We start from the raw sequence: 15,760 nt of genomic DNA on the forward strand, positions 1-15,760 counted from the left end.
GTGACGCTACCTGATTCGACGCACCGTTGCACCCTAAGATCACGCTAGAACTAATTAGGCTCGTGCACGGCGGGCTGGCACGCAGAAATCTGTGCCGATCCGACGGTCCTCGCCTGTTTCCTGCACTCCTGTTGCCAAGCAGTCCTCGGATCGCCACCGACCCATAGTTCCATCGACGGAACTCTCATTGTGCCGTGGCCCTCTCCATTCATAGATGGATTCCCCCTCGCTGTCTCCCGCACTGCGAGAGACGACCGCCGTCTTCGCGGAACACACTGCGCCACTGACGACGCCGGAGGTCGCGGCAGATCTCGATCTCGAGCGACGGACCGTCTACGCACGCCTGGATCGGCTGGTCGAACTGGGCGAGATCGAGACGAAGAAAGTCGGAGCGAACGCGCGAGTCTGGTGGCAGCCAGCACCGACTGGCGCGGAATCCGCGCCGGCTGCCGAGGACGATCCGCAGGCGGCGTTTCTCTCGAATCCCGAGCGCGAGTTTCGCTTGCTCGTCGAACATATCCCTAACGGGGCGGTCGCGCTCGTGGACGAGTCGCTTCGCTACCGGATCGTCGGCGGATCGCCGATCGAGGCGACGGCCAAGTCGAGCGAGGATCTGGAGGGCGAGCGCCTCGACGTCGTGTTGCCGGAGCCGGTCGCTGACGTGCTCGTTCCGAAGTACGAGGCTGCTCTCGCCGGCGAGGCGAGTTCGTTCGAACCTGAGATCGGCGACCGGAGCTACCGGTGTCACGTCCACCCTGTTCGCGAGGACGGCGAGATCGTCGCCGCCATGGGGATGTCACAGGACGTCACGGAACAGCGAGCACGCGAGCGCGATCTCCGACTCTACGAGGCGATCGTCGACACCGTCGGCGACGGCATCTACGTGCTCGACGACGAGTACCGATTCGTCATGGTCAACGACGCTTACGTCGAGCTGACCGGCTACGATCGGGAAGAGCTTCTCGGGGCGCACGCCTCGCTCGTCGTTTCGGACGAAACCATGGACGAGTCTGCCGATCTCACTCGGACCATCGAGGACGCTGGCGGTAGTGCCGTGCTCGAAGCCGACGTTCACCGCGCGGACGGGTCTCGGGTTCGCGCGGAGAGCCGCTTCACCGCGCCGGAGTTCGACGACCCGACGCTCCGGAAGGTCGGCGTCGTTCGCGACGTCAGTGATCGCGTCGAGCGTGAACGTGAGCTTCAGCACCGCGTTCGACAGCAAGCGGTCGTGAGCGACCTCGGACAGCGCGCCCTCGAGGAGCCTGACCTCGACGTCCTGTTCGAAGAAGTCGTGGAGGCCGTCGCGGAAACCCTCGATACCGACTTCTGCAAGGTGCTCGAGCTTCACTCCGACGCCAATCGACTTCGACTCCGGGAGGGCGTCGGCTGGGCCGACGGTCTCGTCGGCGAGGCGACCGTCTCCGCGGTCGAAGACGACTCTCAGGCCGCCCACACGCTCGGGACCGAAGCGCCCGTGATCGTCGAGGATCTGACGACCGAGTCACGGTTCAGTGGCCCCGACCTCCTCAGAGATCACGACGTTCGGAGCGGTATTTCCACGATCATCGGCGCTCCTGACGATCCGTGGGGGATCCTCGGTACGCACGATCGCGACACCAGGGAGTTCTCAGAACAGGACGCGACGTTCGTGCAGGCCGTCGCGAACGTGCTCGCGGCTGCGGTCGAGCGCCACAGCCACGATCGCAGGCTGGTTCGCCAGCGCGAGCAGCTCTCGGCGCTGAACAGCCTCAACGAAGTCGTCCGCGAGATCTCCAGTGCGGTGATCGAAGAGTCCACGCGCGAAGAGATCGAGCGGACGGTCTGTGAACGACTTGCGGCCACTGACTCGTATCTGTTCGCGTGGACTGGCGACGTCGATCCCGCAACGCAGACTGTGGAACTGCGCACCGAAGCGGGCGTCGAGGGCTACCTCGACGACATGCGAATCTCCGTCGATCCGGCGGACGATGAGAGCTGGGGTGCTACCGGGCGAGCGCTTCGAACCGGGTCGGTCCAGGTTACGCACGACATCGAGACCGACGAACGATACGATCCCTGGCGAGAGTTCATCGATGACTACGGCTATCGCTCCTCTGCGGCCATCCCGATCGTTCACGAAGGGACCCTCTACGGCGCGTTGAACGTCTACGCAGCGCGACCAGCGGCGTTCACCGGCGAGGAACGAACCGTCATCGCTCAGCTCGGCGAGGTCGTCGGCCACGCGATCGCGGCAACCGAACGCAAGCAGGCGCTGATGAGCGACGACCTCGTCGAACTCGAGTTCCAGATCGAGGACGTGTTCGCGGCTCTCGACGTTGCGGTGGAGACGGAGGGCAGGATCACGCTCGACCACGCCGTGCCGGCTGGCGACGACTCCTTCCTCGTCTACGGCAGCGCGAGCGACGACGCTTTCGAGACAGTCGAGACACTCGTGGCGTCGTTGCCCGAGTGGGAGTCGGTCGCCGTTCGTTCGGACGGTGATCCGGTCACGTTCGAGCTTCGAATGACAGATCCGCCGGTGCTCTCCGTCCTCGCCTCACTCGGTGGCTCTGTAGACTCCGTGACCGTCGAGAGCGGCGAGATGCATCTCTTGATCCACCTTCCCCCATCCGTCGAGGTTCGCCGCGTCATCGACGCTGTCGAGGACACGTATCCGACCGCCGAGATGGTCCGCCGCCGGCAGATAACGCGGAGTCGTGAGCGATCCCAGCCGCTCCAACGACAGTTCGCCACGGCGCTCACTGACCGACAGCGCACAGCACTCGAGGCTGCCTACCACGCTGGCTTCTTCGAGTGGCCCCGAAACGCGTCCGCGGAGGACGTGGCCGACTCGCTCGGCGTCGCACCTTCGACCTTCCACCAACACCTCCGGAAAGCCGAACGGAAAGTCTTCGACGAGCTGTTCCCAGCGCCGGTATGAGCGGGGTACCTCGCCAGATGATCGATCGACCAGTCGACTGGCCCGTGCCCTTAAGTGTATCTTCGGGGACCGTATCGTATGACTCGGTGTCCGAGCTGCGGGGCGGCTGTCGGCGACGATTTCAGCTTCTGTGAACAGTGTGGGTCCGAAATCCCGTCACAGGACCAGGATTCGACCTGTCCATCCTGCGACGCCACGGTACGCGCCGACGATCAGTTCTGTGAGTCCTGCGGGACCGAACTCTCTCAGAATGGAGGCGGTCCCAACCCCACGTCCTCTAGTTCCAACGGCGGGAGATCGGCGAGCTCCCATGCTCCTGACGATGCGCTGTTGGTTGCTGAAGGATCGAACGGGCAGGTGATCCTCTTCGAGACCAAGATACGGATCTCCCGGGACGATATCGGGCTCCACAAGATCAACCACCTCGGGAGCGGCGACAAGGAAATTCGTCTGGAAAACATCACGAGCGTGCAGCTGAAGAAACCGAGCACGCTGACGAAGGGATACATTCAGTTCGGACAATCGGGGTACTCCGAAAGTGACGACGGGACGCTCGATGCAGCCTCCGACGAGAACTCCGTGCTGTTCGCGAAAGACAGTCTCGCCCAGTTCGTCGAACTGCGCTCCGAGATAGAGCGGCTTCGGAACCAGGACCAGAGTTCCTCGTCCGGTGGAGGTACCGATCCGACGGAACAACTGAAGAACATCACTGAACTCCACGAACAGGGGATCCTCACTGACGAGGAGTTCGAAGAGAAAAAGCAGTCACTCCTCGACGAGATTTAGCCTCCAGATAGGTCCACCGCATCCCCGGTAGCGGCGAGGCTATCGGTGTCCGCCTCGCTCTGCTGGCCGGTTCGTCGTATCGGGAGCGGGAGTTGCACCACGGTCGATCGCTTCCTCGCTCGCTATGCTCGCGAGACTGCGCTCTCCATTATTTGTATCCCTACAGCGACGCTTCTGATCGCTCACGTACGTTCTCGACGACGTCGCAGGAGCGGGCCGGGAGGGATTTGAACAACGTCGAGACGTTCCAGGCGTGCGGTCTCGCTTCGCTCGACCGTTCCGGGCTGCGACTCGCCTCGTTCAAATCCCTCCCGGCCGGTTCGCTGCACCGCCTCGCTCGCTCACTCGTTCGCGTCGCTCGGGGTTTGCTGTACGGGCCGGGAGGGATTTGAACCCACGACCGACGGATTAAGAGTCCGTCGCTCTCCCTAACTGAGCTACCGGCCCTCGCTCTCGAATTCCTCGCTGGCAAGTAAAGGCGTTTCGTTACCGCCTACGCGCCGGCGCCCGTCACCACTTGCGAAGCCCACCCGCGCCGTGGGTCCAGATCAGGATCGCCAAGAACGTCAACGCGCCAGTCACTGCGAAGGCCCCGCCGACGTAGAACACCCATGCCATCCCCAGGGACGTCATCAGCCAGCCGCCGAGCAGCGGTCCCGCGACGCTCCCCGGACGCCAGATCAGCTCCCGGATGCCGAAACTCGACGCGACGCCCTCGCCGTCACCCTCGTCGGCGAACAGCGCCATGCTCGCCGGCTCGCGGAACGCGTCCGCGATTCCGAGCAGGGCCGAGAACCCGACCAGTGGGAAGTACGCGGCGGGCACCGAGCCGATCAGCGGCAGGGCCACGGCCGTCCCTGTGGCGGTGCCGATCCAGGTCGACGATGGGATCGCGATCGCGATGAGTCCGTATGCGCCACCGCCGGCGAAGACGAACGCGGCGCGGCCGCGCCGGTCGGAGAGACGCCCGGTGACGGGCTGGCAGAGCATGTTGGTGAACTTCTCCGAGGCGACCGTGAAGCTGATCGCCAGACCGCTGACCGCGAGCCCGCCGTCGACGACGGCGACGCCGGCGTAGATCGGGACCCACGTTCGCACGAGCGTGACGGCGACGGCGTACTGCGCGCGGAAGCTCGCGATCGTGGCGATCTTTCGGTTGACGGCGAGATCCGAGAACGGGAACCCCTCGATGCGCGTCTCGTCGGGCTCGAGAAAGGCGTAGACCCCGATCCACGCGATGACCAGCAGGACGACGATGACGGTGAAGACTGGGCCGAAGCCCAGCGCGTCGTAGATGAGGCCCGCCGCGATCGAGCCGAAGATCGACGCCGCGAGCCCGGCGGCGTTGGCTTTGCCGATGGCGTTCGCCCGCGATCCGCTGTCGGCGATCTGACCGACCAGCGAGAGGCTCATCAGCCCCGCGCCGGTGACGGCAATCCCCTGGAGCGCTCGCATTCCGATGAAGCCCCACGGCGAGGAGACGAACGGGAAGAGCGCGTAGACGACGATACCGATCCCGATCGTGAGCAAGAGGAAGGTCCGCTTGTCGTAGCGGTCGCCGCCCCAAGCGATCGGGATCACGGCCGCCGTCTGCGCGAGCGTGAATCCCGAGGTGAAGAGGCCGATGACGATTCCGGCACCGATTGTGAGGCCGAAAATCGTCGTCGCCGTGGGATCGAGTTCCGTGATGTAGGGCCCCAGCAGCGTGGTGAGCGCGATGAAGCCGAACCCCTGGGCGAACCGCGTCAGGTAGAGCGACCAGAACTGGAGCCGACGTTCGTTCACGGTGTGGCGGGATCGATGCCCGAGTAAGATCGTTTCGTTTCACGTGGCTTGCCGGTTCTCCGCGGCCAGATTCCCGCGAGGAGCGCCGCTGGAACGTCTCGCTGCAGTACCACTAATCGCCAATGGCACCACTGACGAATGGGCCACGATCGCGTGACTGCGCCGTATCCGTCTGGAAACGAAATGTCGGGAGCGTTAAGGGGACGGGTGCGGTACGACGGCGCATATGAGCACCGGGGTCACCGTCACGTCGATGTCGACATACGCCATCCTCGGCTGTGGCAGCGTCGGCCACCTCGTCGCCGAGGAACTCGTCGAGCAGGGCAAGGACCTGCTCATCATCGACCAGGACGAGGGCCGCGTCGAAGCGCTGCGCGATCAGGATCTCGACGCACGAACGGCCGACATCCGCGAGGCCGAGGTCGCGGAGGAGGTCGCGACGATGGACGTCGTCCTGATCATGTCCTCCGACGTGGAGTCCAACAAGGAGGCAGTCCGGAACATTCGCGAGCAAAGCGGGGACGCGTTCGTCGTCGTCCGAGCGAGTGACCCCGTCGCCGGCGACGAACTCGAAGCACTCGGCGCCGACGTCGTCATCAACCCCTCCGACGTAATCGCCGACTTCGCCCTCCGCTCCCTGGAGTCCGGCGAACTCGAACACAAGGCCAGCAAGCTGGAGGAGGTCCTCGGGACGAGCGAGTCTCGGCTGGCCATCGTCACGCACAACAACCCCGATCCGGACTCGATCGCGAGCGCGGCCGCGCTGCAGGCGATCGCGGAACACGTCGGCGTCGAGGCGGACATCATCTACGTCGGCGAGGTCGGCCATCAGGAGAACCGGGCGTTCGTGAATCTGCTCGGTATCGACCTCCTCGACTGGGTCGACGTCGATCCGGCGGATTACGACACCTTCGCGATCGTCGATCACGAGCAGGCCGCTGGCGACACCTTCGAGTTCGACGTCGACATTCTCGTCGACCACTACGAGCCGGAGGACGAGCACGACGCCGAGTTCGTCGACGTGCGCCCGAACATGTCCTCGACGTCGACGATCATGACGAAGTACATCCAGGAGTTCGACATGACCGTCGCCGAGGAGGTCGCCACCGCGCTCCTCTACGGCATCCGCGCCGAAACCCTGGATTTCAAGCGAGACACCAGCCCCGCGGACCTCACCGCGGCGGCCTACCTCTACCCCTTCGCGAACCACGACACCCTCGAGCAGGTCGAATCCCCCTCCATGTCGCCGGAGACGCTCGACGTGCTCGCGGAGGCGATCACGAACCGCGAGGTCCAGGGCTCCCATCTCGTCTCCAACGCCGGGTTCCTCACCGATCGCGAGGCGCTCGCCCAGGCGGCCCAACATCTCCTCAATCTCGAGGGGATCACCACCACCGCCGTCTTCGGCATCGCGGACGACAACATCTACCTCGCTGCTCGCTCGAAGGACATCCGGCTCAATATCGGCCGCGTGCTCCAGGACGCCTTCGGCGAGATGGGCGAGGCCGTCGGCCACTCCACGCAGGCCAGCGCCGACATTCCACTCGGCATCTTCACCGGGATCGAGGTCAACGAAGACAACCGTACCACGCTGCTCCAGCTCACCGAGGAAGCGGTCAAAACCAAACTCTTCGATGCGATGGGCGTCGAGGGAAGCGAGTCGACCAACGGGAGTTAACGTCGATCTTGGCTGACGGTGCAGCTACCGAGTACAGCCTGATTGTACGTCCCACAGGGGTACCTGTACTATTGACTCTGACCACCGGGTGGGACTGAGCGGAATCTTCGATTCCGCGAAGGTCGGAAGAGCTTGCTCTTCCGGAAATGGAAGGGGCCGACCGCTCGCGTTCGCTCGCGAAGTCAAGCACTGGACCGAGCGACCGAAGGGAGCGAGGGAAGCGCGTCGTTCGAAAGGCGCGAAGCGCCTTTCGTGACTGAGCGGGATCTTTGATCCCGCGAGGTCGACGAGAGCTGTGCTCTCGTCCGATCACGAGAGAGCTCCGCTCTCTCGGACGACAGCGAGCGAGCGGACGCGAGCGGGAGGGGCTGTCGCGGGCCACGCCAGCGACGTCGGGTGATCTTTGATCTCCCGGAATCCACGTGGTTTGCCGTGGCTGTGGCGTGTGTGTCTGAAACCGTTCGAGAATAGATTCAGTCCCGTCTACGCCATCGCGTCGTCGTCGGCGTCGACGCCGAGCCGTTCGACGACGTCGCTAACGATGACCACGTCACCGACCGAGCGGACCCAGCGGTAGGGAACGATCGCGCCGCGCTGGCCGCCTTCGATCTGCTTGGCCAGCAGGTCGGCGTTGATCTCGCCGAGTGCGAGCCCCGTGACGGTCTGGGCGCCGACGTCGAGGCGAACGTCCTCGACCTCGCCGACGTAGACGCCGTTGTTCGTGTACACTTCGCGACCGACGAGCGTGGTGAGCTCCTCGAGACCGCCGTCGGACTGGAGCCCGCCGTGAGACGCTTCCATACGGCGTGGGTCGAGGGGCTGGCTCTTAACTCTTGGCGGAACGGTGAGCGGCTGATCCTGACACTGGGATCGTTCCCCCCTCCAATTGTTGGCCTTACGCGTCCGCAGTCGGTCCCCGAAGATTCATTTATTCGGACTGAACACGACGAAACGATGAACGACTCACGGCAGCGAGACGTCCTCTACATGCTCTTCGCGATCCAGTCCGTCGTCGTGGGGGCGACAATAACTGCCGATTGGGGGCCTCTTCTGGAAATTGTCGGTATCCTCGTCTCCGTGATCCTGTTCCTGCGGGAGTGCGCTCGAACGCTCGCCGAAGCGTTCTACTCTACGCGATAACGATCCTGCCCGAGTCGATCGCCTGCAGACCGAAACGAGCGAAGCCCCTTTGGCGTCGGCACGACCACGCTCAGGTATGGAATCCGGAGGGGGTTCTCGGGACCCCAACGCACGGTCCGCTCCCGATCCGTCGACGGATCCACGCGCGGACTACGACTATCAAGGCGGCGACGAACACCGCCCGGATCTCGTCGCTGCCCTCCGCGACCGGATCGATGGGGACGTCCGGTTCGACGAGTACAGTCGCCAGCTCTACGCGACGGACGCCAGCGCCTACGAGGTGACGCCCGTCGGCGTCGTCTTTCCGACCTCGACGGCCGACGTCGCTGCGGTCATGGAGTACTGTGCCGAGGACGGCGTCCCCGTGCTCCCGCGCGGAGGCGGTACCAGTCTCGCCGGACAGGCAGTCAACGAAGCGGTCGTCCTCGATTTCACGCGGCACATGGACGACGTGATCGAGGTCGATCCGGCCCCAAACGACGACCCCGATCCCGCAGGCGCCCCCGATGTCGCTGCTGATCCCGACGCCGACGCTGTCGCCCCCTCCGCGGCAGGGATCGCACGCGCCCAGCCCGGCGTCACGCTCGGCGAACTCAACGCAGCCTGCGAGCCCCACGACATCACCTTTGCACCCGATCCAGCGTGGGGCGACAAGAGCGCACTCGGCGGTGCGATCGGGAACAACTCCACGGGCGCGCACTCGCTCGTCTACGGGAAGACCGACGCCTACGTCGAATCGTGTGAGGTGGTACTGGCTGATGGCACGGTCACCACGCTCGGCGAGGTCGACCTCGACACCATCCGTGGGGAGGCCGACCCGGATCCCGTCGATGGGGCTCTCCTCCCGCAGATCTACGACGCAGTGCGCCGGATCGTCGACGACCACGCCGGGACGATCGAGGACGCCTATCCCGACATGAAGCGGAACGTCTCGGGGTACAACCTCGACCGTCTGGTTGCCGAGGCTAGGGGTGGTCTCGACGACGCCGGGTCGGATCTGGACGACGCCGAGTCCGATCTCGACAGCTCCCCGTCCGAGCGAGGCGAGACGGTCAACCTCGCGCGACTTCTCGCCGGCAGCGAAGGAACGCTCGGGATCGTCACGGAGGCTACCGTCTCCCTGGAGCCGCTTCCCGAGACGAAGTCGGTCGCGCTGCTGGCCTACGACGATCTCGTCACGGCGATGAAGGACGTCGAACCGATTCTCGAACACGATCCCGCCGCCGTGGAGGTCCTCGACGAGGTGCTCCTCGACCTCTCTCGCGAGACCGAGGAGTTCGGCGCGCTCGTGAACACGGTCGTGCCGGAGGGGACTGGCGCGCTCCTGCTCGTGGAGTTCTACGCCGATGACGACGCCCACGGCCGGGAGCAGGTTGCCGATCTCCTCGCCGATCGCGTTCCGGCGGACGTCCGAACGACGGAGATTGCGCCGCCAGGCGAGGTCCGGACCCAGGCCGACCACCGTGCGTTCGCCGGGCTGGAGGCCCACGACGGTGCGGAACGGGAGCGGTTCTGGAAACTCCGGAAATCCGGGCTCCCAATTTTGCTCTCGCGAACGACCGACGAGAAGCACATCTCCTTCATCGAGGACTGTGCAGTTCCCCCGGAGCATCTCTCCGAGTACGTCGAGCGCTTCGAGGATATTCTCGAAGAGCACGACACGTTCGCGTCCTTCTACGCACACGCGGGGCCAGGCGTGCTGCACGTCCGCCCGCTGATCAACACGAAGAGCTTCGAGGGCGTCGAGCAGATGGTCTCGATCGCCGACGACGTCACCGATCTCGTCGTCGAACTCGGCGGCTCGGTCTCCGGCGAGCACGGGGACGGCCGCGCGCGAAGTCAGTGGAACCGGAAACTCTACGGCGAGGACGTCTGGGCGCTCTCCCGAGATCTGAAGGCAGCGTTCGACCCCGACTGGCTCCTGAATCCGGGGCAGGTCTGTGGCGACGAGATCGGCGCGATCGACATGGCCGAGAACCTCCGGTTCGATCCCGAGTACGCCTTCGACGCCGAGTTCGATCCCGCGCTGGAGTGGGAGAACGAAAACGGCATGCAAGGGATGGTCGAACTCTGTCACGGCTGCGGCGGCTGTCGGGGGACCCAGTCCGAAACCGGCGGGGTCATGTGCCCGACCTACCGCGCCGCCGAGGAGGAATCACTCTCGACGCGTGGCCGTGCGAACGCCCTCCGGCAGGCAATGAGCGGCGACCTCCCCAGCGCCACCGACGACGAGTTCGTCGAAGAGATTCTCGACCTCTGCATCGGCTGCAAGGGCTGTGCGCGGGACTGCCCCAGCGAGGTCGACATGGCGACGCTGAAAGCCGAACTCACTCACCAGCACCACCAAGAGCACGGCGCCTCGGTCCGCGACCGCCTCTTCGGGGACATCCGGCGCTGGGCGAAGGTCGGCAGCGCGACCGCGCCGGTCTCGAACTGGCTTGCGGCCGTGCCCGGATCCGGCTGGCTCGCGGAGAAGACCGTCGGAATCGCCAGCGAGCGCGAACTCCCGACGTTCGCTCGAACCTCCTTCTCAGACTGGATGGACGACCGCGACGCCGGCGTGGATCCCGACGGCGCCGATCGTCGGGCGCTGCTCTTTCCCGACACCTACACGGAGTATATCGAACCGGAGATCGGCAGGGCCGCGGTTCAGGTGCTCGAAGCCGCCGGGGTCCACGTCGCCGTTCCCGAGGGCGTCACCGACAGCGGCCGGCCGGCCTTCTCGAAGGGATTGCTCGATCGCGCACGCGATCGGGCCGAGCAGAACGTCGGTGCGCTCGAACCGGCGGTCGAGGACGGCTGGGACGTCGTCACGGTCGAACCCTCCGAGGCGGCGATGTTCCAGTCGGACTACGCGACGCTGCTCGGAAGCGATCGGGCGGCAACGGTCGCCGAGCACACGTACGGCGTGCTGGAGTATCTCGATCGGTTCGATCTCGACGTGGCGTTCGGTGGCGGCGTGGACGAGCGCCAGGACCCGCTCGTCTATCACGGCCACTGCCACCAGACCGCGATCGGTCGCGAGCACCACGCACAGTTGGTGCTGGAGCGCGCCGGCTACGAGGTCGAGGTGCTCGATTCGGGCTGCTGTGGTATGGCCGGCTCCTTCGGCTACGAGGCCGAGCACTTCTCGATGAGCGAAGCGATCGGCGGGATCCTCTTCGATCAGGTCGACGCTGTCGCCGATGAGGCGGGGACCGATCCCGAGGTCGTGGCGTCGGGAACCTCCTGCCGCTCGCAGTTCCTCGACCTCCGGGACACCGACGCGACCCACCCCATCGAGAAGCTTGCCGAGCCTCTCGCCGCGGACCGCTGACGCCAAGGCGAGTTGGGGTTCCGGCAGCCCCGACCGTATTTTCAACCCCTGTCTCTAAGGTCGTCGTATGTCTCGCGCTCTCATCATCGGCGGCACGCGCTTCATCGGCCGGCATCTCGTCACCGAACTCCTCGACGCGGGGTACGAGGTTACGCTATTCAACCGCGGGAACCACGACAACCCCTTCGCCGAGAACGACGACGTCGCACAGTTCACGGGCGACCGAACGAGCGACGCGGCACTGGAACAGGCCCGCGACGAAGTCGATCCGTCGATCGTCGTCGACTGCGTCGCGTACTACCCCGGCGAGGTCCGGATGGCGACCGAGATCTTCGCCGACGTCGACGCCTACGTCTTCGTCTCCAGCGGCTCGGCCTACGGCACGAACGAGATTCCCAAACGCGAGGGGCAGACCGCGCTCGAACCGTGCAGCGATGAGCAGGCGGTCGACGATAGCCACGAGAGCTACGGCGCCCGGAAGGCCGAGGGCGACCGAGCCGTGTTCGAGGCAGCCGAGGACGGCGTCCGTGCGATGAGCGTTCGTCCGACGATCGTGTACGGCCCTCACGATTACACCGGTCGCCTGAACTACTGGACGGAACGCGTCCGATCCCAGGATCGCGTACTCGTTCCCGGCGACGGCACCAACATCCACCACCTCGTCGCCGTCGAGAACGTCGTCAGGGCCATCCGAACGGTCGCGGAGGAGGGAACGCCCGGCGAAGCGTACAACGTCGGCGATCATCGCGTGCTCACACTCGGCGAGGTCGTCGAACAGATCGCGACCGGTCTCGACGCCGACGTCGAGATCGTGACTGCGGTAGAACGCGACCTCGCCGATGGCGGCCTCGAAGCTGGCGACTTTCCCCTTTACAATCCGAATCCTCACCTGCTCTCGACGGCGAAACTCTACGATCTCGGCTGGGCGCCCGTCGATCCTACCGACGCGATCGCCGACACCGTCACGACGGCGTACGACACGGAGCGCGATCCCGGGCCCGACCCCGCCGACACCGAAGGCGTGCTTCGGTCACTGGATTCCTGAACGAGCGTCCGCTGGCCACTGAACTGGGCCTCGGTGGCGACCTGCACGGACTGTGGCGGTGACCGACCCGCACTTACTAAACGATCCCATCGAAACGATCCCCCATGTTCGACAAGTCTACGTGGATTCGGCTGCCCCGGAACGTCGTCGTCGGCCACGGGGTCGTCGACGACACCGTCGAGGCCGTCGCGAACCTCCACCTCCACGGTCGGCCGTTGATCGTCACGAGTCCGACGCCGCGGGAGCTGGCTGCCGAGCGGATCGCCGAGGACTTCGCAGCCGACGGCGAGGACCCAGTGATCGTCGAGGTCGACGCCGCGAACTTCGACGCGATCGAACGCGTCATCGAGCGGACTCGCGAGGTCGATCCCGGGTTCCTGATCGGCGTCGGGGGAGGGAAACCCATCGACATCGCGAAGATGGCAGCCGAGGAAGTCGACCGCGGCTTCGTCTCCGTGCCGACGGCCGCGAGCCACGACGGGATCGTCTCCGGGCGGGCGTCGGTCCCCGACCAGGGAACGCGCCACTCGATCGCGGCGGATCCGCCTCTCGCGGTGGTGGCTGACACCGAGATTCTCGCGGACGCGCCGTGGGAGCTGACCACCGCCGGCTGTGCGGACATCATCAGCAACTACACCGCCGTCCTCGACTGGCGACTCGCGCGCCGGCTCAAGAACGTGCCCTACTCGGAGTACGGCGCAGCCCTCTCGGAGATGACCGCGGAAATCCTCGTCGACAACGCCGACTCCGTCCGCCCCGGGCTCGAGGAGTCCGCCTGGATCGTCGTGAAGGCGCTCGTCTCTTCCGGCGTCGCGATGTCGATCGCGGGCTCGTCTCGCCCTGCCAGTGGAGCGGAACATCTCTTCAGCCACCAGCTCGATCGGATCGCACCGGGTGCCGCACTCCACGGCCACCAGGCAGGCGTCGGTTCGATCGTGACCGCCTATCTGCACGGCGGTTCGTCGAGCCACGCGAGCCGAACCTCGGGGCGACGCAGTCGCGCCGGCGGCGAGCGAGGCATGTGGCTCGACATTCGGAACGCGCTCGATTCGATCGACGCACCAACGACGGCTGCGGACCTCGGCGTCTCTGAAGAGCAGGTGATCGAGGCGCTCACCACGGCCCACGAAATCCGGGACCGGTACACCATCTTGGGTGACGGGCTCGAGGAAACGGCGGCGCGGGAGGCGGCGGAGTATACGGGCGTGATCTGAGCGGCGCTGGGGCAAACTGTTCTCGTACTATCGATCGGCGAGTCGCGGAGTGTCGAAACGAGCGGGGATCGTATTCGGTGACCGTCTTCCCCACGACAGCTAGATCGTGACGACCGGGAGCATCGCGATCGAGCCGGCGGCGAGACCGATCACCAGCGCCTTGCGTCCCCGATCCGGCAGGTCGGCGCCCGTCTCCAGTGCCTCAGGAATGAACTCCGTCAGCACAAGGAAGACCATCGCACCGGCCGCGAACCCGTAGCCGAAGGGCAGGAACGACTGCGCCCAGGAGACGAACGCGTACGCGATCACGGCGCCGATGGGCTGGGGGAGGCTGGAGAAGACCGCTGCGCCGACCATCCGCCAGTTCGAGAGACCCATCGCCCGCATCGGAATGGCGATCGCGGTCCCCTCCGGGATGTTGTGAATCGAGATGGCGATCGTCATGAACACGGCCAGCAGCGGAATCGAGAAGCCCAGGATCCGGAGCCCGCCGTCGAGTCCCAGCTCAGCGAAGGAGACGCCGACCGCGACGCCCTCCGGGAAGCTGTGGACCGTCAGGATGCCCAGGATGAGCACGAGCTTCTTGAGATCGCCCTCCGCGAAAGCTTTCGCCTCGGGCGCGACCGCTCCGTGGTGATCCTCCGCGTCGGCTTGGGCAGTCTGCTCGTCGTCGCTGGAGAGGTCGACACCGTCCAGTATCCGGTCGGAGACGACGACCAGGACGACGCCCGCGAGCAGCCCGGCCACCAGTAGACTGGGGAACCCACTTTCCGCGTAGGCGAGCCCCTCGTCGACGAGCCCGAACACCGACACCGTCAGCATGATCCCCGATGCGACGCCCCACAGTCCGACGTTCCATCTGTCGCTGAACTCGTCGACGAAGAAGAAGGGAAGCGCGCCGATACCCGTCGCGAGTGCCGTCAGCAGCCCAGCGACGAAGACGAGCGCGAGCTCTCCCAGGAGGCCCATGCGGTCCCTTGGGGATCGGATGCAAAAGGAGTTCGCAATTGGCGAAAATAATTTAGGTTATCCTAAAATCTAGCGGGGGCCGTGGATCACTGTCGCTGCTCCCGTCGGCGTGTCGGTCCCGATCTCACGCGGCGTCGGACAGTTCGATCTCCTCCGGGGCGGGCATCCAGAACACGTCGATGGTGATGCCGAGGGAGAGCGGCAGGACGATGATCAGCTGCAAGACGACGTCGCGACCGCCGACGTTCCCACCGAGCCCGAGCAGTCCGCTCAACAGCGCCGCCGAAACGAGCAGCGCGAGTGGAATCAGGACGAGCACGTAGATCGCCGCTCCCCAGTCGGTATCGAGCTGTAACCGGAAGAAGCGCGTCAACACGACGGCGACGACCGTGTGGATCGCGACGATGAGCGCGACGCCGAGTCCCGTCAGCAGCGACATACTCGCAGTACGAGAGCTCGGTACTTCGGGGTGTCGAAACCTCGGCCCTCTTCTCCGATCTCACACGTCGGACGATCCTACTGCAAAGCTGAGGTCCTCTACATGGGGCGTCCCACTCGTTGGCTGCGATCTTACTGCATAGCTGCGATCTTACTGCATGGAGATGTACGTGCGCGTATCGCCGATGCCGTCCAGGGATCGGATCTGGTTCGCGACCGTATCGAGAACGTCGTACACTTCGGTCACGTCGAGCTCCGCGATGATGTCGTACTCGCCGGCGACGATGTGAGCCTCGGTGACTGCGCCGCCGGAGCGGAGCGTGTCGACCAGCCCTTCCGAGGAGCCCGCTGCCGTCTTGACCATGACGAACGCGTGAACCATCGGTCTGTGTGGTACGTTCGCATATAACAAAATACTTCCCCCGTCGTGTGCCGGTGATTCCACTTCCGAGGGTCGCCAGTTTGCAAA

The 15,760-nt window shown here is 65.3% G+C and carries 12 protein-coding genes and 1 tRNA gene; 7 read left to right on the plus strand and 6 right to left on the minus strand.

The genetic code is table 11. The features are described 5' to 3' along the window. Positions 1-214: 214 nt before the first annotated feature. Entirely contained in the window at positions 215-2,920 is a 2,706-nt protein-coding gene (locus tag MXF70_RS08885) for a bacterio-opsin activator domain-containing protein (protein WP_248515265.1), read from the plus strand. Between the two features lie 78 nt (positions 2,921-2,998). Next, the gene (locus tag MXF70_RS15510) at positions 2,999-3,706 is read left to right on the plus strand and encodes a zinc-ribbon domain-containing protein (protein ID WP_510631678.1); all 708 of its coding nucleotides are present in this window, start codon (positions 2,999-3,001) and stop codon (positions 3,704-3,706) included. Between the two features lie 373 nt (positions 3,707-4,079). Here the strand turns inward: MXF70_RS15510 and MXF70_RS08895 are convergent. Then, a tRNA-Lys gene (locus MXF70_RS08895) sits at positions 4,080-4,153 on the minus strand. Between the two features lie 63 nt (positions 4,154-4,216). Continuing rightward, a complete protein-coding gene (locus MXF70_RS08900; protein WP_248515267.1) occupies positions 4,217-5,491 on the minus strand; it encodes an MFS transporter in 1,275 nt (424 codons plus the stop codon). Positions 5,492-5,717: 226 nt separating this feature from the next. Between MXF70_RS08900 and MXF70_RS08905 the strand changes: the two genes are divergently transcribed. Continuing rightward, entirely contained in the window at positions 5,718-7,169 is a 1,452-nt protein-coding gene (locus tag MXF70_RS08905) for a DHH family phosphoesterase (protein WP_248515268.1), read from the plus strand. Between the two features lie 483 nt (positions 7,170-7,652). Here the strand turns inward: MXF70_RS08905 and MXF70_RS08910 are convergent, their stop codons facing one another. After that, positions 7,653-7,970: a PRC-barrel domain-containing protein gene (locus tag MXF70_RS08910; RefSeq protein WP_248515269.1), complete on the minus strand. Its 318-nt coding sequence runs from the start codon at positions 7,968-7,970 to the stop codon at positions 7,653-7,655. 153 nt (positions 7,971-8,123) lie between these two features. Here MXF70_RS08910 and MXF70_RS08915 point away from each other — a divergent pair, with 153 nt between their 5' ends. The 4 genes from MXF70_RS08915 (at position 8,124) to MXF70_RS08930 (ending at position 13,884) form a co-directional block, all read left to right on the plus strand. Then, positions 8,124-8,309, plus strand: a complete 186-nt coding sequence (locus MXF70_RS08915) for a hypothetical protein (RefSeq protein ID WP_248515270.1) — start codon at positions 8,124-8,126, stop codon at positions 8,307-8,309. Between the two features lie 76 nt (positions 8,310-8,385). After that, positions 8,386-11,625, plus strand: coding sequence for an FAD-binding and (Fe-S)-binding domain-containing protein (locus tag MXF70_RS08920; RefSeq protein WP_248515271.1), 3,240 nt, complete (start codon positions 8,386-8,388; stop codon positions 11,623-11,625). Positions 11,626-11,692: 67 nt separating this feature from the next. Further along, entirely contained in the window at positions 11,693-12,670 is a 978-nt protein-coding gene (locus tag MXF70_RS08925) for an NAD-dependent epimerase/dehydratase family protein (RefSeq protein WP_248515272.1), read from the plus strand. Between the two features lie 104 nt (positions 12,671-12,774). Further along, positions 12,775-13,884 (plus strand): NAD(P)-dependent glycerol-1-phosphate dehydrogenase, encoded by a 1,110-nt coding sequence (locus MXF70_RS08930; RefSeq protein ID WP_248515273.1) that lies wholly within the window; start codon positions 12,775-12,777, stop codon positions 13,882-13,884. A 99-nt stretch (positions 13,885-13,983) separates the two neighbouring features. On the opposite strand, the gene MXF70_RS08935 is transcribed toward MXF70_RS08930, so the two are convergent. The 3 genes from MXF70_RS08935 to MXF70_RS08945 form a co-directional block, all read right to left on the minus strand. Then, on the minus strand, positions 13,984-14,853 hold the full coding sequence (locus tag MXF70_RS08935; protein ID WP_248515274.1) for a ZIP family metal transporter: 870 nt from the start codon (positions 14,851-14,853) through the stop codon (positions 13,984-13,986). A gap of 124 nt (positions 14,854-14,977) precedes the next feature. Further along, positions 14,978-15,292, minus strand: a complete 315-nt coding sequence (locus tag MXF70_RS08940; protein ID WP_248515275.1) for a DUF7991 family protein — start codon at positions 15,290-15,292, stop codon at positions 14,978-14,980. Positions 15,293-15,442: 150 nt separating this feature from the next. Further along, a complete protein-coding gene (locus tag MXF70_RS08945) occupies positions 15,443-15,673 on the minus strand; it encodes an Lrp/AsnC ligand binding domain-containing protein (protein ID WP_248515276.1) in 231 nt (76 codons plus the stop codon). Between the last annotated feature and the right edge of the window lie 87 nt (positions 15,674-15,760).

It is taken from the genome of Salinarchaeum laminariae, from assembly GCF_023204835.1.
In the GTDB taxonomy this organism is placed as follows: domain Archaea; phylum Halobacteriota; class Halobacteria; order Halobacteriales; family Salinarchaeaceae; genus Salinarchaeum; species Salinarchaeum laminariae.